The organism is Dyadobacter sp. BHUBP1 (genome assembly GCF_050587785.1).
Lineage (GTDB): Bacteria > Bacteroidota > Bacteroidia > Cytophagales > Spirosomataceae > Dyadobacter.
In genome coordinates this window covers 203,554-224,016 of sequence record NZ_JBOBIH010000004.1, presented here as the reverse complement: position 1 = coordinate 224,016, position 20,463 = coordinate 203,554, and the positions used below count along the sequence as shown (strand labels likewise).

Sequence of the window (20,463 nt, the reverse complement as noted above, 5' to 3'; positions counted from 1 at the left end):
GACCTATATCATGAAGAAATTCATTGCTAAATATATGCTCGCGGTTGGGGGTTTGCTTGCGTTGAACAGCTGCGCAGACTTCCAGGAGATCAACACCAATCCCAATGCGGCGACATCGGTGTCGCCCCAGATGCTGGCAACGAACCTGATTTTGAACATCACCTCCATCAGCTATCTGGACCCGGCGCTGCTTTCCAAAGCTATTAACCACACCGAATTCCCCAATTCACTGCAATACAACAATTTGGGAAAACAGGAATACAGCGGACTGGTCGTGCTCACAAACGTGCAGAAGATGATCGATCTGGCGCCCGAGGGCGCATTGAAGAACTCCTTTACCGGGCTCGGCAAGTTTGTACGCGCATGGAGGTTTTATGATCTGACCATGCGTCTGGGAGATATTCCCTATGCAGACGCTTTGCAGGGAGAAACAGGCACCATCCGCCCCACGTACTCTACGCAGAAAGAAGTGTTTCTGGGGATCCTGAAAGAGCTCGAAGAAGCAGATCAGGCATTCTCCCAGGGTACGACTTTCGCCGGTGATCCTATTTACAACGGCGATGTTACAAAATGGCGGAAAGTGGTTAACACTTTTGCATTGAAGGTGCTTCTGACGCTGTCGGCCAAAGAAAGTGATACCGATTTAAATATCAAGTCACGCTTCAATACGATTGTTACGACAAAACCCATCTTCGAAAGCTCGGCCGACAACTTCCAAAGGGTATATTCTGATGTAGCAGGGCAGCGCTATCCCTGGTATAAGTTAAACAACCAGGGGCTTATCTACCCGGTGATGTCTACGATGATTGTAGATAAACTAAAAGAGCTGGAAGACTACCGGCTATTCTATTATGCTGCACCCTCGCCCGTTAAGGTGGCAGCTGGTATAAGCCCCTCGAGTTACGATGCCTACCGGGCAGTCAACCCTTCGGCGGTTTACTCGGACCTTACCGCGGTGGCGTCGTCGAAAGATTATTCCAACCTGAATGCCCGCTATTCCGAATTGGCCAACTCGGAGCCGATTTACCTGATCAGCTATTCAGTTTTGCAGTTTATGCTGGCAGAAGCTTCATTAAGAGGGTGGATCAACGGCACACCTGCGAGTACCTATTATGAAAATGCGATCCGCACGGGAATGCAGTTTGTAGCAAACAACACTCCCGACAATGCTGATTTCCACCATAACCGCAAAATCACTGCCGATTATATCACGGCCTACCTGGCCTCACCTAAGGTAAAATTGTCGGGTACTCCCGAGCAGCAGCTTGAGAAAATCATTACCCAACGGTATCTGGGAACTTTCCTTCAAGCCGGGTTTGACGGATATTTTGAAAACCGCCGCACCGGCTATCCGGTCTTCCCGGTTAATCCACTGTCCAATAACAATACCGACAAGGATAAAATACCCGTTAGGTGGATGTACCCGGACACCGAGATCAACTACAATTACGATAACCTGACAAAGGCGATTCAATCGCAATACGGCGGTAACGACGACTACAACCAGAAGATGTGGTTACTTAAATAGTCAGGCAGGCATATAAATCAAAAAGCTCTCGCAATGAATAATGCCCTCTGAAAGCATCTAACTTTCAGGGGGCATTGTTCATTCAGGCCTGTCCGCGAAGCATGGCTGGCCTCAAAGCATCTGGTCCAGATCTGTCCGTGCCGGGCCGGTGAGTACATGCCCGCGGCAATCGTACCGCGCGCCATGACAAGGGCAATCCCAGCTTTTCTCTGTGCTATTCCATTGCACAATGCATTTCGCGTGCGGACACACGGGATCGAGCACGTGGACTTCCCCCCCAGGATCACGGTAGACCGCCAGCTTCTCGCCTTCAAGCTCGATAATCCTGCCCTCATCGGGACTGACATCCGCAAGTGAATCGATATGGGCAATGCCCCAACGATCGACAATGAAACGTTTTACGACGTCAGCATTTTCTTTCACTACTTCCGCAAATCCCGCAACCGGTTTTACCCGTGCCGGATCGAACAGCGCCTTGTATTTGCTTTCACCGGTCATAATGAGATCGCTCAACACCAGCGCGGCAGCTGTACCGAGGATCATCCCGTTGCCGTTGTAGCCCGTGGCCGCATAGATACCGTCCGGGGCACCCGGAAGGTGCCCGATGTAAGGGAGGCCGTCGGCTGGCACATAATATTGGGCTGACCATCGGTAGGCGACCTGCTCTACGTTATAATACTTACGGGTATAGGCTTCCAGGTCTGCGAAAGCCTGTTCCGGATCATTGTGGCCGGTTTTATGGTCGTGGCCGCCCGCAATAAGGTATGGCTGTCCTTCGATCGTATGTGTTCTGAAATAATGATAAGGATCCTGCGAATCATACACCAGGGCGTCCGGGTAGGCCTCGTCTGCCAGTGTAGCCGCGATAACATAACTGCGGTAAGGTGCATTCCGGAAATGCAGCACGTTGATACCGCCGGGCGGGATATGCGTTGCGTACACTACCCGCTTCGCGCGGATGCGGTGGTGATCCGAGATCGCCGTATAATATCCGTCACCAGTTTCCACTTCCCGAATGCAGGCATTCTCCACAACCATTCCGCCGGATTTCCTGAATTCGTTCAGCAGGCCGCCGATGTATTTCAAGGGATGAAACTGCGCCTGCCCCTCGAATACAATGGCTTTCAGGTAGGGTACCGGCGTGGGTACATCGTCTGCGAGCGCCACTTTCACGCCTGCGCGCAACGCACTTTCATACAGATCGTCGAGCTCCCTGACCTCTTTTTCCGTCTCGGCATAAACATACCCCGGCCGCCATTCCAGGTCGCAGTCGATCCGATAGGTATCGACAAAGTGCCGAATCAGTTCCACGGCGTCACGGATCGATTCGGCGAACAGCGGGGCAGCATCCGTCCCGAATGCCTGTTCCACCTCGGCATAGGTAGTGTCTGCAAATGTGTTTATATGGGCCGAGGTGCCACCCGTTGTACCAAAACCCGCGTGATGGGCATCCGCAATGACACACCGATTTCCCGCCTGTTGCAGGAGCAATGCGGTGGTCAGCCCGGTTATGCCTGCACCGACGACGATCACATCGTAAACGTCGGTCTCCGGGAACGTCGTCCCCTCGTTTTTCAACGTAAGATGCCTGTTCCATAAGCTGGCATTTTGCCCGTCCCGCTCCCATTCAGAGGCGTCGGGCACAATATCAGTTTTTGAAGTGTATTTAGTCTTTTCCATGATCGTTCTGATTTCCAGTGCCGTCTTTTGGCTAAAACCGTACCAGGGCCCAATGCGTCTTTTAAAAACGAGGAAAGTTGCCCAGGCCGCGGTTTTACCCAAAATCATACCACGTGTTTTTCTGCGGGAACGGATTTTGTTAAAACTACTCGATTAAAACACAGAAAATCATGGATAACCAAAAAGATAAAGCGACGCAGGATGCTGTCGCGGAAGCACTTAGAAACGGCAGAAATGCCAACGACAATTTCAACGAAGGAAATGTGGACGACTACGGCACAGCGTCACAGGAGGAAATCCAGGAACGGAATGAAATTAAAGGCGGCGCGGGCCAGCACGGGACAGGAAGGAATGCCAACGACAATTTCAACGAAACCAGATCCTATCCGCAGGACCAATCACAGGTTATCTTTACCGATCTGCAAGGCATCAGACGCCGGGGTATTTACAAAAAGGCCCAGGGCTTTCAGGAGATCAGTGAAACAGAAGTTCCGCTCGAACAACAGTCCTTCTTCCCGGAGGACGATGTGGCCGGGTGGGAATATGAACCGGAAAGCCAGTCAGAATAGCACGCGCCCGGCGTAGACCAGCACCAATGTTCTCATTTAAGTCACATCGTTCACATTTGAGAACACTTTGACGCCGGGGCCGTCGATGCTCCAAGTTTTGTCCGATTTCGCTCCCTCATTTCCCTGTGAATCAAGTATGAGGTGCCAATTTGGTCCTTCGGGCAGCGAGAAAGCCAGTTTTTCGTCGGAAAAATTAATATAACAATACAGCATTGCCCGCTCGTCACGGCTGCTCCGTTTCAGGAGTAATACCCTGTCGCTCAGCACGTCCACTGCGACGCCGTCCTTATCGAGATTGCGTAATGCGGCATGTGTTTGCCGCAACGTGATGAGGGTTTTGGTCCAGACGAGCAAATCAGCGTATCGGCCTTCGGTACGCTTTTCCCAATGTATTTTAGAATGCAGAAAAGTCTCCTCGTCCTGTGGATTACGAGGTTTCTGTCCATCCCCAAAATCTTTGAAATCGCTTTCCCGTCCTTCGATAACGGCCTGGATCAGGTCAGGATCGGTGTGGCTTACAAAGAAGAAAAAGGGCGTATCCTCCCCATATTCCTCCCCCATAAAGAGCATTGGCACGTAGGGCGAAAGCATTAATGCGGCCATCGCCACTTTCTGCCTGGCTATGCTCACGAGCTGGCTGAGCCGCTCCCCGCCGGCACGGTTTCCGGCCTGATCGTGATTCAGATTGAAAGCAACGAACGAAGCGCCCGGAATGCCTGCCGAGGAGGCCCCGTGTTTCCTCTTCCTGAATTTCACGTAACCGCCGCTATGTACAAAACCATCTTTGTAAGCTTTGGCAAGCTGTTCGATAGTCCCGAAATCGACATAGCGCTCACGGCCTTTCTCATCGAGCAGTACGTAAAGTGCGTGGTGGAAATCGTCCAGCCATTGGGCATCGAACCCCATGCCGCCGATTTGGACGGGTTTGATCACACGCGGGCTGTTCAGATCGGATTCGGCAATGAGGTAAAGACTACGACCGCTGTATTGCTGATGTGTACGGAGTTTTTCATGCACGAGTTCCCAGAAACTGAATGCCCCCTTGTCGAAAACTTCATGGATGGCGTCCAGCCGAAGCCCGTCCAGGTGGTAGTATTCCGACCAGAATACGATCAGGTCCGAAAAATAGTCCCGCACACCGTCCGACCATTCGCCGTCGAGATTGATCGCCTTGCCCCAGGGCGTTGCGTATTTATCGGTAAAATAAGGCCCGAAATGGCCCAGGTAGTTACCCTCGGGGCCGATGTGGTTAATGACGATATCTAGAAAAACGGAGATACCAACCCCATGGGCGGCATCTACCAGCGCTTTCAGTTGATCGGGCCCGCCGTACGCACTGTGAACGGAATAGGGAAATACGCCGTCGTAGCCCCAATTCCGGTTGCCTGGAAATTCTGAAACGGGCATTAACTCAATGCCATTGACGCCCAGTTCTGCCAGCGCTGCCAGCCGGGGGATTATCGCCTCGAACGTTCCTTCCGGCGTAAACGTGCCGACATGCAACTCGTACAAAATGAGGTCTTCGAATGCGCGGCCCCGCCATTCACCGTCCGTCCACCGGAAAGCAGTGTGATCTACAAACTGTGAATATCCATGCACACCTTCGGGCTGAAAATGCGAGGCAGGATCAGGAAAAGGCCCCTGTTCGTCCGGTTCATATTGATAACGCCACGGCCCGTCCTGCCAGGGTAATGTCAGATTGAAATACCCGTCGTCATCCGGCTCCATTCGGAAAGTTGCAGGTTCGGCTTGCCGACAAATCAGGTTCATTTGCCTGGTTTGCGGGGCCCATACCCTGAACCTGACTTGCTCGCCGTCCCTGTATGTCCCTCCTTTGAAATTAATCATAATATAAAATGTTAAACACCTGCCCCCTCAGGATTTCCGGCCTGAAAAAAACTTATGCCATGTCACCGCCCGTACAGGCGTGATTTTGGAAGGGCTGCCAACTATTTCAAAAAGACAGGACAATGGAACATACAACGGCGATACTTTCACTGGAACCGGCCTTCGGACAACACAAGTGGTGGCAACACGGTATTATTTATCAGGTATACCCCAGGTCTTTTCAGGATTCCAACGACGACGGCATCGGCGACCTGAAAGGTATTACCACGCGGCTCGACTACTTGCAGTGGCTTGGGATCGACTGTGTGTGGCTCTCCCCGATCTTCCCCTCGCCGATGGCCGATTTCGGGTACGACATTTCCGATTATCGCGGCATTCACCCGCTTTTCGGAAGCATGGAGGATTTCGACGAACTCCTGAACGAGGTGCACCGGCGGGGTATGAAGCTGCTGCTCGATCTCGTACCCAATCATACCTCCGACCAGCACCCTTGGTTTCAGGAAAGCCGCTCATCGAGGGATAATCCCAAACGGGACTGGTACATCTGGCATGACGGCAAGGAAGACGGTTCGGTACCGAACAACTGGCTCAGCGTATTCGGCGGGTCGGCCTGGGAATGGGACGCGCACACCGGGCAGTATTACTATCATGCATTTCTAAAAGAACAGCCCGATCTCAACTGGCGCAATCCGGAAGTGCAGCAAGCGATGCTCGATGTCATGCGGTTTTGGCTCGACAAAGGGGTCGACGGATTCAGGGTGGACGTTATGTGGCACATGATCAAGGACAGCCAGCTGCGCGACAATCCGCCGGTACCCAATGCGCCGGGTAATACTGCCCATCCGCTGTACAACGATTATCTCCCCGTTTATTCGACTGACCAGCCCGAGGTGCACCAGATTGTACGCATGATGCGTGAGCTCACGGACGCCTACGACGACCGGGTGCTCATCGGGGAGATCTATTTACCGATACCTAAACTGGTAACCTACTACGGCCCGGACAATACGGGCGCACACCTCCCATTTAATTTCCAGCTCTTGACCCTGCCCTGGAATTCTCAGGAAATCGCGAGCGCGATCGACGCCTACGAAGGTGCGCTGCCCGTCGGAAGCTGGCCCAACTGGGTATTGAGCAACCACGACAAACCCCGGATCGCCAGCCGCGTGGGATTGTCGCAAGCCAGAATCGCGGCGATGCTGCTGCTCACGCTCCGCGGCACGCCCACCATTTATTATGGCGATGAGATAGGAATGACCGACGTGCCCATCCCCGTCGACGAAATCGTGGATCCGCAAGGACTGAATATGCCCGACCTGAATATCAGCCGCGATCCTTCGCGGACACCGATGCAATGGAGCGCGGAAATCAATGCCGGCTTTTCTGCCCGGAAGCCCTGGCTCCGACTACCCTACAATGCGGCGAGAGTGAATGTTGAGAAACAAAAAAACGACGCGCACTCCATGCTGTCGTTCTACCGCAGGCTGATCGACATTCGCAGAAAAAGTGCGGCACTAAGCGTGGGGAGTTACAGCCCGGTTTACTCAGATGGACAGCTCATCTCCTATCTCAGGCAGGAGCACGATGAGACATTCCTGATCATCCTCAACCTGAGTCACCGCCCGGCCTATTTCCGTCCGCAAAATACCACCTACAAGGGCATTATAAAGCTCAGTACTGAAGAAGAACGCGTAGGAATGCATGTCGCAGACGTGATCACCCTGGCAGGGGATGAAGGTATTGTAATACAAATTGATGATTGAGCAACAAGTGTAGGCATCAGGAAGCTTCGGGAAACTAATGAAACAGGAACCCGAAGCTCTACTTCGCCTTAGTTTTTGCCAGGTTGAGGTGCAGCGTCAAACAGTGCCTTGGCCATTTCCAAATGATGTTTCAATGCGGAGATCTTAGAATCCGCCCATTTCTTAAGGTCGGGATCCTGGCCTTTATTGGATTCGCTCTGAAAAAGGCCGATCGTCTCTTCGTGAGACGCAATCATGATGTTCATATAGAGCATGTCAAATTTCTCACCGCTCTCCGCCGCGAGGCTGTCGTAAATCTGCTGTTTGGCAGTACTCAACCGGGTCGGGACCGATATCTGTTTTTTACGGGCAAGTGCTTTCAGTTCGTCATTGATCTTGCCATGGTCCGAAATCATCGTTTCTGCGAAGTCTTTACATTTGGGCATTGTCGCCCTTTTTTGGGCCAGCTCTCCCAACTTTACTTCCAGCATCCCACCGTCGGCAGCGGAATACACAAAGGCTTTATCGGCAGCATCTTGTTTAAAACGGTCTGAAAACGCCAGAAGGGCGGCCAGCAATATACACATCAGTAGTAGTAAACCCGCTTTCATAGGATTGTTGATCAAGTGAAAAAAGAGCAGCATGCTAACAAAACCATGCCAATGTGATACCGAAACCCGAGCCGCTTTTTGAAGGAAATGCCTGCGTCACATGCAAGCCGGAGCTCAGCACGTGGCACAGCTTTTTACCAGCGCCGCAAATGTCGATTTGAGAATCAAATCCATTACACATATATCAACCACACAATGGAACGTCGCATTGAAAACGAACTACTTGAATCTGCCGGTGAGCAGGAAATAAAAACACTTCCCGGCAAACCTTATCCCCTGGGCGCAACCTGGGATGGCCATGGAGTCAACTTTGCAGTTTTCTCCGAGAATGCGCATAGCATCGAACTGTGCCTTTTTAAGCCAGAAAACGAGGGAGAGGAGTACATTAAGATCAAAATTGAGGAAGTAACACACCATGTCTGGCATGTATATGTTCCAGGCCTCGGCCCCGGACAGCTTTACGGCTACCGAGCCCACGGGCCCTACGATCCCGGAAAGGGACACCGGTTTAATCCCAACAAATTACTGCTCGATCCCTACGCGAGAGCGATCCATGGCAATGTCAAATGGGATCCCGCGGTGTTCGGCTACCAGATCGGAAGTGCCGAGGAGGACCTCAGCTTCAATGACAGCGATAGTGCAGGTTTCATGCCGAAGTCGGTGGTGATCCATTCCGACTTCGATTGGCAAGGCGACGCACCTCTGAACATTCCCTATCATAATACCGTCATTTATGAAGTCCATGTAAAAGGCTTTACCAAACTCCGGGACCAAATTCCGGAAAACATCCGCGGCACCTATGCGGCCATTGCCCATCCGGCGTCCATTGAATATTTGAAACAGCTTGGCGTCACCGCCATTGAACTGATGCCCATTCACCATTTCGTGGCGGACCAACACCTGATCGAAAAGGGGCTTACCAATTACTGGGGTTATAACACCCTCGGTTTTTTTGCGCCGGACATCCGGTACAGCAGCCACCGCGAGCCGGGAGCACAGGTCAACGAATTTAAGGAAATGGTGCGCGAACTCCACAAGGCCGGCATCGAGGTAATTCTGGATGTGGTATACAACCATACAGCGGAAGGCAACCATTTCGGCCCCACCTTTTCATTCAAGGGATTGGACAACGCTTCCTATTACCGGCTGGTACAGGACAACCCACGGTACTATATGGATTACACCGGTACCGGCAATACACTCAACGTCCAGCTTCCCAATGTACTGGCGCTCATCATGGATAGCCTTCGCTACTGGATAACCGAAATGCACGTGGACGGCTTCCGGTTCGACCTGGCCGCCACGTTGGCCCGTACGCTGCATGAGACCGATACCCTCAGTTCGTTCTTTAACATCATCCATCAGGACCCGGTGATTTCACAAGTCAAACTGATCGCCGAGCCATGGGACATTAACGAAGACGGCTACATGGTGGGCAAGTTTCCTGTGGGCTGGGCGGAGTGGAACGGGATTTACCGTGATCAGATCCGCGACTTCTGGCGTGGGCAAGATGTCGAAATGACCGCATTTGCGCGGCGTTTTACAGGTAGCCCGGACCTCTACAAAAGCGATTATCGTAGGCCTACGGCCAGTATCAACTTCATCACAGCTCACGATGGTTTCACGCTCAATGATCTGGTAAGCTACGACCAAAAGCACAACGAAGCCAACGGCGATAATAATCAGGACGGCGATGAAAGCAATCATTCCTGGAATTGCGGCGCAGAAGGCCCCACGGACAATGCAGATATCAATTCACTCAGAAACAGGCAGAAACGAAATTTCCTTACCACCCTGCTGCTCTCCCAGGGAGTAGCGATGGTGGCCGCCGGTGACGAGTTGGGCAAGACCCAGCAGGGCAACAATAACGCCTATTGCCAGGATAATGAGATCTCCTGGCTCGACTGGGCCAATGCCGATCAGCAATTGCTGGAATTTACCCGGGCACTGATCCGGCTGTGTAACACCCACCCTACTTTCCGCCGCAGGCGCTGGTTCCAGGACCTGCCCGTTACAGGCACTGACGTGAAAGATATTATGTGGTTTTGGCCAAATGGGCAACAAATACCCGACCAGGAGTGGGAAGGTCACATCGCCCGGACCTTCGGGGTGTTTCTTAACGGCCAGGGGATCCGGTGCGTTGATCCGGATGGTAATAAAATTACGGACGACAACTTTTACATTATTTTCCATGCAGGAGACCAGCCAATGGATTTCATCCTACCTCCTGCGGAATGCGGCTCCGAATGGCACGTCGTAATTAATACGGCAGAGAATTTCGTCGGCGAATCTGATCAGACAATTCCATCCGGTGGAAAACTGAACGTCACCGACCGCTCGGTAGTTGCCTTGAGGTGTCTGTCGTCTCCCCCTCAAACCGATATGTAAACTATGGGCCCCTGGACGGGGCCCACATAGTTTACTTCCCTGTTTCCATATGGGCGGCATCGACGGGTTTGGATTCCGGCGAACCTTTTTGCCTTAAAAAAATCGACAGAATAACAATGGAAGCGACGGAAAGGAATTCACTTTGCCAGTTCTGAAAAGTCTCAAACCAGAAATCGGGTTCGCCCAGAAACTTGCTCAACGATTGTTCCGGCTGTCCGCGAAGGACCCTTTCCTCGTTGTGATCGGTATAGCTTCCGTACAAATGGCCCATCCAGCTTCCCAGAAATAGCAGGATAAAGGCTATCGATAGTGATTGCTGATACAGTCGCAATTGCCATCCCCCCCGCTTGACCGGCCCCGGCGCGTCTTTTTTGGAGGGGTCGGGCTCACGGTCGACTTCTTCCGGCTTGACGAGGTCTTTAGACTCGGCTGAACCAATCTGACGAAGTGAAATAGTCAGGACCACATACATGGCCATTTGAAGAAACTCGCTCTGAAAGTTTTCAAAGGTGGAAGAAAAAAAGTGACCGCTGGAAAGGTACTGTGTAAATGCAATCGGGCCCGCGCCTAGTTCATTTAATTCCTCATTATGCTGCTTCCAGCCAAGAAAGGCCTGTGCGACGAGAGCGACAATGAAAAATGAGAGGAAGACAATTGATAGTCCGTTTCTATAAAAAAAGTGTGGTTTATTTTTCGACATAGTTGTGATGGTTAAAGTCTGCCTTTTGAATTAGAAAAGTTATGCCAGCTTATTTACCACCCAATATCTCGTGTACAGGAAGAATGATCTGCTTAAGAGGCGTCGAAAAAATTTCTTCCGAACCTCTTTACCTTTGCAAGGTCAGAATAACGATAATAAATATACGTGACTCAGCTTTTACAGCATACACTGTAATCATCCGAATCACGTAACAACCATAATATCCCTTTACTCTTTTCAAAATTATACCTTTTCAAATAGAGCGGTATTGTAAATTGAGGCTATTCTTTTTGCCGGCCGATCTGTATGATAACGTAGGATGTTTGCAGGAACGCCCTCGGGAATAAACCGAATGTTTTCTTAAATGCATTGCTGAAATGTGCCTGATCAGTGAAGCCGAAATTCTCCACCGCCTCGCTAAGTGTCATTTTCCCCGAAGCCACTGCATAGATTGATTTTTTAAGACGTTGCCATATAATGTATTGCGTGAAAGGGAGACCAATCTGCTCGGTAAACAAATGTCTGAAACGATGAGAAGACAGGTGTGCCAGGTTCGCTACCTCCGACAGGTCGATGTTCTTGGAAAGATTTTGGCCAATAAAAGATATCACCCGTTCCATCCGATCATCCATGTTTCTCCCGGGCAACGCCGGAGTTTTTTGGACGAGCCGTGCAAAAAACTCACGAACACACTGCGCTACAATCACTTCCCCCATCGCTTCGAGCCCGCGCGGCAGGATTGCGTCAAGCTCCTCAACAGCAATCAGTTCCTCGACAAAGCACACCTTGCGCCCCGAAAGCAAAATCCTGAGATCATGGCCCCATCGGCTCGCAGGTTCGATGAGGCTGATAAACGTCACTGCCTTACCGGCATCCCAGGCATGCTGTACATTCCGATCGATGATAAAACCTTTAACAGCCTTGTAATGATGCCCATTGATCTCCGAATCAAAGGTATCACCCAAGGTAATAACAATCTTGAATCCATATCTGTTTTGCGTCTGTACAGAGTGGTCCGTTGTCTTGATAATATAAGAGATACTACAATCCTGCAATTCTCTGGATTGAGAATCCGCAGAAACAGATAATTTCATAAACGCGCTACCCCCGTTCTTTCAAAAAGTTTAAAAATATTGGGCGTGGTTCCGAGCTGAAACCGACAAGGTGAGCAAAGGGAGCGCTAAAATGGAACAAACGTAACTACGCCACAACCTTTTGAAAGAAGAAAAGCCCTGAAACTGTAAATATTAGCCCCAATTTACAAGTCTTCACTATTGGCAACAACTTCTTCAACGTGCGCATCGTCCTGGACAATAACCCTGCATTCAACTAAAAAAGTAGATGGGTTCAATCCGAAAATGCTTTTAAAAGTCTTATGGAAATGCGAAAGGTCTGTAAAGCGGTAATCGCGGCAAACCTTTGAAAGCGATTCACCCGACTCGATTACAGTTTTGAGTGTGCGCCGCAGCCGCTGCCACAAAATGTATCTGGATAAAGGAATTCCCACTTCGGCAGCAAACAAATGTCTTGTCCGATGAAACGAGAGGTTGGTAAGATCGAGGATTTCCTGATTTGTGATTTCACTCGTGAGATTTGCAGATACGTAGTCAATAACCCGCCTCACGCGCGGATCGATCAGGTTCGAATCCTGAATTTTCAGCCCCGTAATGAGAAACATCAGTTCGGATATGTACGGGATCAGATCGGTATCTTTTAAAAGTGCATGGTTTGGGGGAAGAATAACCCCAAGATCGTCCACATCCAGTATTTCTTCGAACCGTATAAAATCTTTATTACCAAGGATCGCCCTGATCCTGTTTCCCCACGGGCTTTGCGGCTCAATTAAGATATTCAGCACGGGCCCATCGGGAGAGATACATTTGTGCAGCGTACGGCCATTGACCACAAACCCTTTCATTGCCGCATAGTTAGATCCCCCCACCCGGCATTCGATCCGGTGATCAAGGCTCACAGCCACTTTGTAGCAATAGTGTTTGTGAATGCTGACACTTTTCGTGTTGGATATATATGGCAGGCAGACTTTCCAGAGCCTCTCCGATAAATCATCTGTTGTATACATAAGCTTATGATTAGGCTCAAATGCGTTGTACAGCAATTATTGTGCCCATCGGTGCAGGTTGTACGAAGAGGCTATTCTTTGCTGCTACGAAGTCTTTCTACATAGCTACGGCACACCTTTTGAGGCTTCCATGCACCATTACAGATAGAAATGCCCGGAGTCCAACGTGACCCGGTTGTGCTGAAACTCATAGAAAGGAAAAATGGAACCAATCAACCTGAACCACACCATAGTCAACATCGTATACTACACACAGCCGTTATGCCCTGTCAGCTGGCGAATGCAGCAGCATTGGCAGGAATTCACCAGCAAATTCAGCGAATTGATTAATGTCAGGTTCTGCCTGGCCACACGTGACGCCATGAGCCGCAGCCCGGAGGGACCAGGCGGTGAACCTTCTAACATCAGGGCCTGCCAGGCGGTGAAGGCAGTATCATTACAGTCGCAACGAGCAGCGGGCCTTTATATGAATGCCCTTCGCAAAGCCGCGTTCGTTGAAGGGAAAGACATTTCGCATACAGGCGTTTTGGTAGACCTGGCGCGGGAAATCAGCCGGGAAAATCACGGCATTCTGGATTTACAAAAATTTGGAAATGATTTCGACAGTCCGGCGACACGGCGTGCATTGCAAAAAGACGCACTGAAAATCCGCACGAACAAGATCGACAGCTGCCCTACCCTTACATTTACAGTGAATGGCCGGGGCCTCAAGGCGACAGGGTTTCTTACTTTTCCCCAAATGGCCGCAATGCTCAAAAAAGCTTTGACACCGGTGCCCTCGCCAGCAAGTAATTTGCAGGGGCTTTTTTAAGAATCCATAAATTTTTTACGATTCTGTAACTTTTCCGCCCGGCTCAGGCGAAATATTGGCTACGATGGTTGGAATTTTAATTTCCGGCTGTAAATTTACAACTGTAAAAAAACAATTGGAATGACGTATCTGAGCGCGATGCCGCAAGCGGCTACATCCTGGGAGGAGATTTGTTATCCGGTGGATTCGGTGTTACTGGCCGACATGCTGCCTGAGTATGACATTATCGCGACCGACCGGCAGCAGCTGATTGTAGGCACACCGCCCGGGCACAGGAAGACAATTTTCGGGATACAAAGCTCCGGCTACACGATTATTCCTAATGAAATGATCAGACAGGCTGTGGACAGCCTGTTCAGTCAATACGAACTCCAGATCAAGCACACCATTACCGGGGAGTTCAGCATCAGCATTATCCTTCCCGAGGAACTGCCCATCGGAGGGGAGCGCCTGAAACGAAGTATTATTGTTACCAATGGCTATAATGGCAAAACGCCTTTCAGCATACAGGGGCGCACGCTTGCTGCTGACACCGGCTTGCCAGGCGGAAGCATGTACAGGGCAGTATGCCAAAACGGGTTAATGGGCTGGGCGGATTCCTTCACAGAACTCTCCCACTACCAGGAATGGCTTCGCGGACAATTACCCGGCGCTTTCAAGGGACAGCAAAAGAAAAGCGGTTCTTCCAGCAGTCCGGAAGCTTTACCGCAATTGCGCAGACCCAAAGGAAACCGGAAAATAGATTTGGAAGTACTTCAGCAGCAGCTGACCGACCTGCTAAGCTCTGTAACACAGCAGAACCTTACGCTGACAGCGGCGGTGTATGAACGCTTTCAGAATAAATCCATGACCCGCAAAGAAGAGAATGTGCTGAGTAGTTTGCCGATCCCCGTTCAGTTGGCCCGGCAGGCCCGCGAGCGCCTGAGGATTGAGCAAAACCTGCTCGGAGTAACCCCCTCCTACTGGCTGATGTACAATGCCGTAAACTATGCACTTTTCAACGCCCGCAGCAGCCTTACACTCAACGACCGCTACAAGCTCGACGAAAAGGTATTTCATCAATTTGCGGCATTGGCCTTTAATTAACCCATATAAAATAAGAGAGGATAGTAGTGATTATCAATCGATTGGAATGTATGGATAACATGGGAATTTCACCGGCACTGGAAAAAATCCAGCAACTTTTCAGTACACATGGCCAGTTTCGCCAGCACGAAGCTGGCTTGCCGGGCCATCGGCCTGATATGTCCATCATAACAAACTTCATCCGCGAGAATGCGGTCGTCTTGGACGAAACGGGTACGATACAACGGCAAAGTCAGGTTGGAAACCGGACGGCGAACTCATATAAGATTGCTACCGAACGATTTTTGAGGATTCTGGCCCGGCTAACCAAAGCGAACGAGGGCCTGTCGCGGCAGGAAAGGATTTTCGTTTACCAATACTGGTCCGACCTCCAAAACACTTCTCCCGCCAATTAGCAAAGCGGGCATTTGCCATTCAGCACAAACACATAACGCTATCATTGCATGCAGTTCCATCGCAGCTCAATAAGAGTTGCAATGGACTGCAATCGGCTATTCCTGAACCCATTCATTTTGAAACCACTCCTTATACAACTAACCAACCCAAAAGCATCATGAGCAGCAACACAAGCCCTGTCATACTTGGAAAAAACGATTTTCGCCTTCTCAAGCAGTTTGCGAGCAACTTCTCGGATAGCCCCGCCGCCAGCGAAATGTCGCTTGCTTACGAGCTGAACCGTGCCATAGTCGTAGAAGACGATGAACTTCCCGAGGATAGCATCCGCCTCAATTCACAGGTAAAGGTTTTGGAATTGACCACGAACCGGGAAATGGAATTCAGTATCGTCATGCCCCATCTGGCGGACATTAAGCAGCAAAGAATATCCATCCTCACCCCGATGGGAGCCGCTTTGATCGGTCTTTGCAAGGGTGAAACCGTAGAATGGAAAATGCCCGCCGGGATCCGGAAGTTAAAGATCCTGGACGTCCGTTCTGCTTGAATGCGGGTGATTTAACCACCCGTCGGCAAGCCCGACAGCTTAATACATGGCGTACCAGGCGTCGTATCCCTGAAAGCCCGCTTGCGGGACATATACAAACAACTGTTTCAGTCTGAGCTTGTAGGTTACCTGCCCCAGTTTCGGGTCATTATCCTGATAAATGAAAGTGATGAATGATTGGCCCCCGGCTTTATTCACCTCTCTGGCGCCCGCCAGACTGGAATGTATCCTGGAATGGGCAGGGTCTATATAAGCGGATTTACCGGGAAAGACCATATCAAGCAGCGCCGGCGTATATTTTGAGGCGACAACCAACGTGCCTTTTTCCTCATTCCATTCGCAGGTCAGTCCCGAAGGGTAAGAAACCCTTTTAAACAAGGCGAAAGTTCTTGCCGGCCCTTCTATTTCAGTATTGGGAAATTCATCTCCGAGATAAAGTCCGATCGGGCCTTCTCCCCGATACGGGAAGGCAAGAAAGACTCTCTTCTGGTAAACTTTATAGAGCGTGTCTATTTCAAAAAGACTCACCGAGTCCTTGCCGACATATCGATAGGCCTGATCGACGTATAAAACTCCCAGGTTGACCGAATCCCTGTTCAACCTGGACGAAACTTCGACCGCCTGGACTTCCTTCTTCGAACAGGCTCCTGCCATGAATGCAGCAACCATAGCGACAATAACAAAACAGAATAGCTTTTTCATAGCCTGCGTCTCCATATTTCCTAATATTCTATTGGACACTTATTTCAATCCCAACCGTTGCGAGTTCCTACAGACCAGTGATTTACAACGCTATATCGGACCGGCTAAGATGGTCGTCTATGACGGCGTAAATGCAACTGAATGTCCATAAAATTAATGTAGAGTATAAGTAAATTATAATATATCTGTACTTACATCATAAAGTATCCGATATGTTACGATTTACCTGTGTCGCATTCCTGATGTTGGCCTGTGAATTTGCAACAGGTCAGGACAAAGTATCGCCCTTTGTTTCTGACATCACCTGCACCTTCGAATTGAAATTTTATCCCGATAGCACAAGCAACGTTTCCAAAACGGAGTCGTTTTTTCTGTTTATCAATGGGGAGCAATCCCTCTTCAAGAGCCAAAACAGGTATTTGCAGGATTCGGCCATCGCGGCAGCGAGCGATGGCGCAAACCGCCAAAACCTGGCTTCATTTCTACAACAGCACCGGACGGATTTCGATTTTAACATCGTCAAACACGGCTGCAACTCGATCCATACAACCGACAGGATTTACCACGATTACTTTTCATACGCCGAAACCGGGCGCCATTTGCAATGGACTTTAACACAAGACACCGCGAGGGTTGCCGGTTATCCGGTCCAGCGGGCCACAACGGAATTCGGCGGCAGAAAATGGGAGGCCTGGTTTACGGAGGCAGTGCCGGTTAGTGAAGGACCATACAAGTTTTGCGGACTGCCTGGCCTGATAATCCGTCTCACGGATTCAAAAAGACAGTACGACTTTGTTTTAAACGGCCTAAGGCAGTCGCGGCGCGAAATGCCTGACACGACGCCGTCGAAATTCGTCAAAACTGACAAACGGACATTTTTCAGAAAACGCGAAGCATACCGGGCAAACCCCATCGGCATAGCCGAACAATCCGGCGTGGTTTTCACATCGGGCCGAAGCGAAATAACCCAACGAGTGCAGCAGAAGATCAAATCCGACAACAACCCGATTGAGTTTTATACCAATTGAAGATTGGAATAACCCAGCGAATCATCTTAGCCCTCGTTCTCTTCATCCAGATCGGGAGCAGCCAATCCCATGCCCAAACTATCATATCGGGCAAGGTGACAGACGAGCGCGGCACAGCTATTCCAAATGCAAACATCGCGATCGTTAACAAAAACAATACGATATCCGCATTCACATTCAGCGCCAATGACGGGAGTTTTACATTGAAAATAGCCCTCACCGCCGACACGCTTATTCTAAAAGCAACACGTCTGGGATTCGAAGTGGGAGTGTTCCTGCTTTCCAACAAAACGCAGTCCGTACTGCTGGTCTTAAAGGAAAGCGCATTAAAACTGCAAGAACTAACGGTTAAAGCGCCCCCGATCATTTTACGAAAAGATACGATCGATTACCCGATAAGCGCTTTCAAGGCCGAAGGCGACCGGACGATTGCAGATGTTATCAAACGCATGCCAGGCATCGAGATCAAGGAAAACGGACAGATACTCTACCAGGGAAACCCGATCGGGAAATATTACATCAACGGCCTGGATTTGCTCGAAGGCAGATACAATCTTGCCAACGAGAACCTGCCGGCCGACGCCGTCAGGAAAGTGCAGGTGATGGAAAACGACCAGCCGATCAAAATTTTGAAATCAAAAGTATATTCGGAGAAGGCCTCACTCAACATTCAGCTCAAAAAGATCACGACAACCGGAAGCGCAAAAGCCGGCGTCGGGTTGAGCCCCGTTTTGTGGGACGTAAACGTCACTCCTATGGTATTCAATCGAAACTTCCAGTCGATAGCGAGCGTACAAAGCAATAATGCCGGGACGGACCTTTCCAGACAGCAGGATGTCCTCACCCAATCGCCGCAAGTAAGGGGCCCGGCTCCGGTACTGAGCATTCAGTCGCTGAGTACGCCCAATATCAGCCCCGACCGGTGGCTCGACAACACATCTCACCTCGGCTCATTAAACCTGATCAAAAAAAACAGGAACCAAACCGAGCTGAAATTGAGCATAGGAATACGGGACGAAGTGCAGTTCCAAACCGGAAAAAACTATACACGACTGCTAACGCCCGGCGAAACCGTCGAGATCGACGAACGGATCACGAACCGCTCCGATTCAAAGGCGCTGAATACCCATCTGATCATTGAAAAGAACACCGAACAGCTGTTTTTGAAAAATAATATCAGCGGGCAATTCGGACAAATCGACGGTGCTGGTAAACTAAGCCGTAACCTGCTTCCAACGGATCAGAATTTGGCAAGCAAACAAACCCAACTGCAAAACAACCTTACCCTCATTACACATGCGGGCAAGCAGCTATTAAACATCAACTCGCAAACAATTTACAACCGGCGACCGGAAACGCTGACCGTTCGCCCCGGCGTTTTTCAGGACCTGTTTAATGCAGGTAAAAGTTTTCAATCCATTTCTCAAAATCTACTTACCACCGAATTGGATACGAGAAATTCGATCAGCTTTACCAGGCAATTTTCACGAATCGCATTCACGCCGTTAGCAGGTTTGAACTTCCAAAACCATCAATTCGAAAGCGTTATAAACACCACGGCCAGCGACAGCACACGGACGCACGGCAATGCATTTCGAAACGAGTTGAAGTACATACACCTGACCTCGTTTGTACAAATAAGCAGCTACTATGAATCTTCTAAATGGCAGGTTGAACTGAATCTCCCGCTAAGGGTACATGCATTCAGAGTATCAGATTTCATAAAAGACGAACTTCAAAGGCAGACTCGGCTGGCATTCGAGCCCTCGATAACGGCAAGGTACCGCGTCACGGAATACACCGACTTTACCTCCGGTGTATATTATTCATACGACTTCGGCAGTCCATCGCAGATATACAATGGCTTTATTCTGAGGTCATACAGAAACGTGCAGAAAGCCATCGGAGCCATTCCGGTTAACAGGATCCTCACGGGCAGGATAGGAATAAACTACAAAAACCCGCTTTCGCTGGTATTCCTCAATCTGGCCGCTTCGGCAATGCGGATCAACAACAACTTGCAATACCGCACCAGCATCGATTCAACAGGTGCTGCGGAACTTACCTTCGGCCTAAATAACAATGTTCAGCTTTCGAAGAATGTCCATTTAGGAATTGGTAAGTATTTTGGTGAAATCAAAACCTCCCTCAAACTGAACAGCGACGCCGGATTTACCCGATCCGAACAGATCGTGACCGACCGCGGGGTTTCGGTTCGAAACAGGAATTATCGCCTGGGGCTATCGGCGTCGACATTGTTTACGAGTTATCTTGGCATGGAACTTTCGGAAACCATTCATTTTTTGCAAAGTCGGATCGCCGATCAGCGCAATAAAGCATCGGGCATTTCGCAACTGCAATTAGGAATCGACATTTACCCCGCTAATGCACATGCACTGCGATTGGACGCAGAACATTATACTACCTGGGGAAGCACGAGTCAAAACCAGTTTTATTTAAACCTGCGATACCGTTATACTTTTGGAAAAAGGAAAACCGATCTCGAAATCCGGGGAACGAATCTGACGAATGCACAAAATTATCTATCCATCGTAAATTCCGCATTCACAATCGCGGAGAGCGGCTTGCAACTCAGGCCACGGCAAGTAATGATCGGCGTCCGGATTCCTTTTTGATATTTAAATTGTTTATTCTTTGCAACCGGTTAAATGAGTCATCAATAGCCGCGGTTATTCGATAGTCACACATTATCTTGACATATATTTTGCAGTAAGACACCAACTTTCAAA

The 20,463-nt window shown here is 49.9% G+C and carries 17 protein-coding genes; 10 read left to right on the top strand and 7 right to left on the bottom strand.

All coding sequences use genetic code 11. The features are described 5' to 3' along the window. Positions 1 to 10 precede the first annotated feature (10 nt). On the top strand, positions 11 to 1,528 hold the full coding sequence (locus ACQ4MZ_RS17500; protein ID WP_430846761.1) for a SusD/RagB family nutrient-binding outer membrane lipoprotein: 1,518 nt from the start codon (positions 11 to 13) through the stop codon (positions 1,526 to 1,528). A gap of 111 nt (positions 1,529 to 1,639) precedes the next feature. On the opposite strand, the gene ACQ4MZ_RS17495 is transcribed toward ACQ4MZ_RS17500, so the two are convergent. Then, the gene (locus tag ACQ4MZ_RS17495; protein WP_430846759.1) at positions 1,640 to 3,208 is read right to left on the bottom strand and encodes an FAD-dependent oxidoreductase; all 1,569 of its coding nucleotides are present in this window, start codon (positions 3,206 to 3,208) and stop codon (positions 1,640 to 1,642) included. A 170-nt stretch (positions 3,209 to 3,378) separates the two neighbouring features. On the opposite strand from ACQ4MZ_RS17495, the gene ACQ4MZ_RS17490 reads away from it, so the two are divergent. Continuing rightward, on the top strand, positions 3,379 to 3,777 hold the full coding sequence (locus ACQ4MZ_RS17490) for a hypothetical protein (RefSeq protein ID WP_430846757.1): 399 nt from the start codon (positions 3,379 to 3,381) through the stop codon (positions 3,775 to 3,777). 36 nt (positions 3,778 to 3,813) lie between these two features. On the opposite strand, the gene treZ is transcribed toward ACQ4MZ_RS17490, so the two are convergent. Beyond that, a complete protein-coding gene (gene treZ, locus ACQ4MZ_RS17485; protein ID WP_430846755.1) occupies positions 3,814 to 5,625 on the bottom strand; it encodes a malto-oligosyltrehalose trehalohydrolase in 1,812 nt (603 codons plus the stop codon). 122 nt (positions 5,626 to 5,747) lie between these two features. On the opposite strand from treZ, the gene ACQ4MZ_RS17480 reads away from it, so the two are divergent. Beyond that, complete coding sequence (locus ACQ4MZ_RS17480; RefSeq protein WP_430846753.1) at positions 5,748 to 7,388, top strand: alpha-amylase family glycosyl hydrolase; 1,641 nt, start codon at positions 5,748 to 5,750, stop codon at positions 7,386 to 7,388. Between the two features lie 68 nt (positions 7,389 to 7,456). On the opposite strand, the gene ACQ4MZ_RS17475 is transcribed toward ACQ4MZ_RS17480, so the two are convergent. Continuing rightward, positions 7,457 to 7,978: a DUF4142 domain-containing protein gene (locus tag ACQ4MZ_RS17475; protein ID WP_430846751.1), complete on the bottom strand. Its 522-nt coding sequence runs from the start codon at positions 7,976 to 7,978 to the stop codon at positions 7,457 to 7,459. A gap of 195 nt (positions 7,979 to 8,173) precedes the next feature. Here ACQ4MZ_RS17475 and glgX point away from each other — a divergent pair, with 195 nt between their 5' ends. Next, entirely contained in the window at positions 8,174 to 10,366 is a 2,193-nt protein-coding gene (glgX, locus tag ACQ4MZ_RS17470; RefSeq protein WP_430846749.1) for a glycogen debranching protein GlgX, read from the top strand. Positions 10,367 to 10,397: 31 nt separating this feature from the next. Here glgX and ACQ4MZ_RS17465 read toward each other — a convergent pair whose 3' ends face one another. From ACQ4MZ_RS17465 to ACQ4MZ_RS17455, 3 genes are all read right to left on the bottom strand, one after another. Further along, on the bottom strand, positions 10,398 to 11,066 hold the full coding sequence (locus ACQ4MZ_RS17465) for a DUF6766 family protein (RefSeq protein WP_430846747.1): 669 nt from the start codon (positions 11,064 to 11,066) through the stop codon (positions 10,398 to 10,400). Between the two features lie 281 nt (positions 11,067 to 11,347). Continuing rightward, a complete protein-coding gene (locus ACQ4MZ_RS17460) occupies positions 11,348 to 12,160 on the bottom strand; it encodes a helix-turn-helix domain-containing protein (protein ID WP_430846745.1) in 813 nt (270 codons plus the stop codon). 164 nt (positions 12,161 to 12,324) lie between these two features. Further along, a complete protein-coding gene (locus tag ACQ4MZ_RS17455; RefSeq protein ID WP_430846743.1) occupies positions 12,325 to 13,146 on the bottom strand; it encodes a helix-turn-helix transcriptional regulator in 822 nt (273 codons plus the stop codon). 202 nt (positions 13,147 to 13,348) lie between these two features. Here ACQ4MZ_RS17455 and ACQ4MZ_RS17450 point away from each other — a divergent pair, with 202 nt between their 5' ends. From ACQ4MZ_RS17450 to ACQ4MZ_RS17435, 4 genes are all read left to right on the top strand, one after another. Further along, positions 13,349 to 13,957, top strand: coding sequence for a DsbA family oxidoreductase (locus tag ACQ4MZ_RS17450; RefSeq protein ID WP_430846741.1), 609 nt, complete (start codon positions 13,349 to 13,351; stop codon positions 13,955 to 13,957). A gap of 120 nt (positions 13,958 to 14,077) precedes the next feature. Further along, a complete protein-coding gene (locus ACQ4MZ_RS17445; RefSeq protein ID WP_430846739.1) occupies positions 14,078 to 15,043 on the top strand; it encodes a hypothetical protein in 966 nt (321 codons plus the stop codon). A 50-nt stretch (positions 15,044 to 15,093) separates the two neighbouring features. Beyond that, positions 15,094 to 15,438 carry a hypothetical protein gene (locus ACQ4MZ_RS17440; protein WP_430846737.1) on the top strand — a complete coding sequence of 115 codons (345 nt, stop codon included), beginning with the start codon at positions 15,094 to 15,096 and terminating at the stop codon, positions 15,436 to 15,438. A 158-nt stretch (positions 15,439 to 15,596) separates the two neighbouring features. After that, positions 15,597 to 15,983 (top strand): GreA/GreB family elongation factor, encoded by a 387-nt coding sequence (locus tag ACQ4MZ_RS17435; RefSeq protein ID WP_430846735.1) that lies wholly within the window; start codon positions 15,597 to 15,599, stop codon positions 15,981 to 15,983. A gap of 39 nt (positions 15,984 to 16,022) precedes the next feature. Here the strand turns inward: ACQ4MZ_RS17435 and ACQ4MZ_RS17430 are convergent, their stop codons facing one another. After that, on the bottom strand, positions 16,023 to 16,685 hold the full coding sequence (locus tag ACQ4MZ_RS17430; protein ID WP_430846733.1) for a hypothetical protein: 663 nt from the start codon (positions 16,683 to 16,685) through the stop codon (positions 16,023 to 16,025). 212 nt (positions 16,686 to 16,897) lie between these two features. Between ACQ4MZ_RS17430 and ACQ4MZ_RS17425 the strand changes: the two genes are divergently transcribed. Then, a complete protein-coding gene (locus tag ACQ4MZ_RS17425) occupies positions 16,898 to 17,713 on the top strand; it encodes a GLPGLI family protein (RefSeq protein WP_430846731.1) in 816 nt (271 codons plus the stop codon). Continuing rightward, positions 17,710 to 20,349 (top strand): carboxypeptidase-like regulatory domain-containing protein, encoded by a 2,640-nt coding sequence (locus ACQ4MZ_RS17420; RefSeq protein WP_430846729.1) that lies wholly within the window; start codon positions 17,710 to 17,712, stop codon positions 20,347 to 20,349. The genes ACQ4MZ_RS17425 and ACQ4MZ_RS17420 overlap by 4 nt, the downstream gene beginning before the upstream one ends. Positions 20,350 to 20,463 lie beyond the last annotated feature (114 nt).

Coding starts and splice junctions, on each gene's coding strand:
- ACQ4MZ_RS17500 (WP_430846761.1), top strand. CDS start 11: ATGAAGAAATTCATTGCTAAATATATGCTCGCGGTTGGGGGTTTGCTT.
- ACQ4MZ_RS17430 (WP_430846733.1), bottom strand. CDS start 16,685: ATGAAAAAGCTATTCTGTTTTGTTATTGTCGCTATGGTTGCTGCATTC.
- ACQ4MZ_RS17495 (WP_430846759.1), bottom strand. CDS start 3,208: ATGGAAAAGACTAAATACACTTCAAAAACTGATATTGTGCCCGACGCC.
- ACQ4MZ_RS17435 (WP_430846735.1), top strand. CDS start 15,597: ATGAGCAGCAACACAAGCCCTGTCATACTTGGAAAAAACGATTTTCGC.
- ACQ4MZ_RS17460 (WP_430846745.1), bottom strand. CDS start 12,160: ATGAAATTATCTGTTTCTGCGGATTCTCAATCCAGAGAATTGCAGGAT.
- ACQ4MZ_RS17425 (WP_430846731.1), top strand. CDS start 16,898: ATGTTACGATTTACCTGTGTCGCATTCCTGATGTTGGCCTGTGAATTT.
- treZ (WP_430846755.1), bottom strand. CDS start 5,625: ATGATTAATTTCAAAGGAGGGACATACAGGGACGGCGAGCAAGTCAGG.
- ACQ4MZ_RS17475 (WP_430846751.1), bottom strand. CDS start 7,978: ATGAAAGCGGGTTTACTACTACTGATGTGTATATTGCTGGCCGCCCTT.
- ACQ4MZ_RS17445 (WP_430846739.1), top strand. CDS start 14,078: ATGACGTATCTGAGCGCGATGCCGCAAGCGGCTACATCCTGGGAGGAG.
- ACQ4MZ_RS17490 (WP_430846757.1), top strand. CDS start 3,379: ATGGATAACCAAAAAGATAAAGCGACGCAGGATGCTGTCGCGGAAGCA.
- ACQ4MZ_RS17440 (WP_430846737.1), top strand. CDS start 15,094: ATGGATAACATGGGAATTTCACCGGCACTGGAAAAAATCCAGCAACTT.
- ACQ4MZ_RS17480 (WP_430846753.1), top strand. CDS start 5,748: ATGGAACATACAACGGCGATACTTTCACTGGAACCGGCCTTCGGACAA.
- ACQ4MZ_RS17455 (WP_430846743.1), bottom strand. CDS start 13,146: ATGTATACAACAGATGATTTATCGGAGAGGCTCTGGAAAGTCTGCCTG.
- glgX (WP_430846749.1), top strand. CDS start 8,174: ATGGAACGTCGCATTGAAAACGAACTACTTGAATCTGCCGGTGAGCAG.
- ACQ4MZ_RS17450 (WP_430846741.1), top strand. CDS start 13,349: ATGGAACCAATCAACCTGAACCACACCATAGTCAACATCGTATACTAC.
- ACQ4MZ_RS17465 (WP_430846747.1), bottom strand. CDS start 11,066: ATGTCGAAAAATAAACCACACTTTTTTTATAGAAACGGACTATCAATT.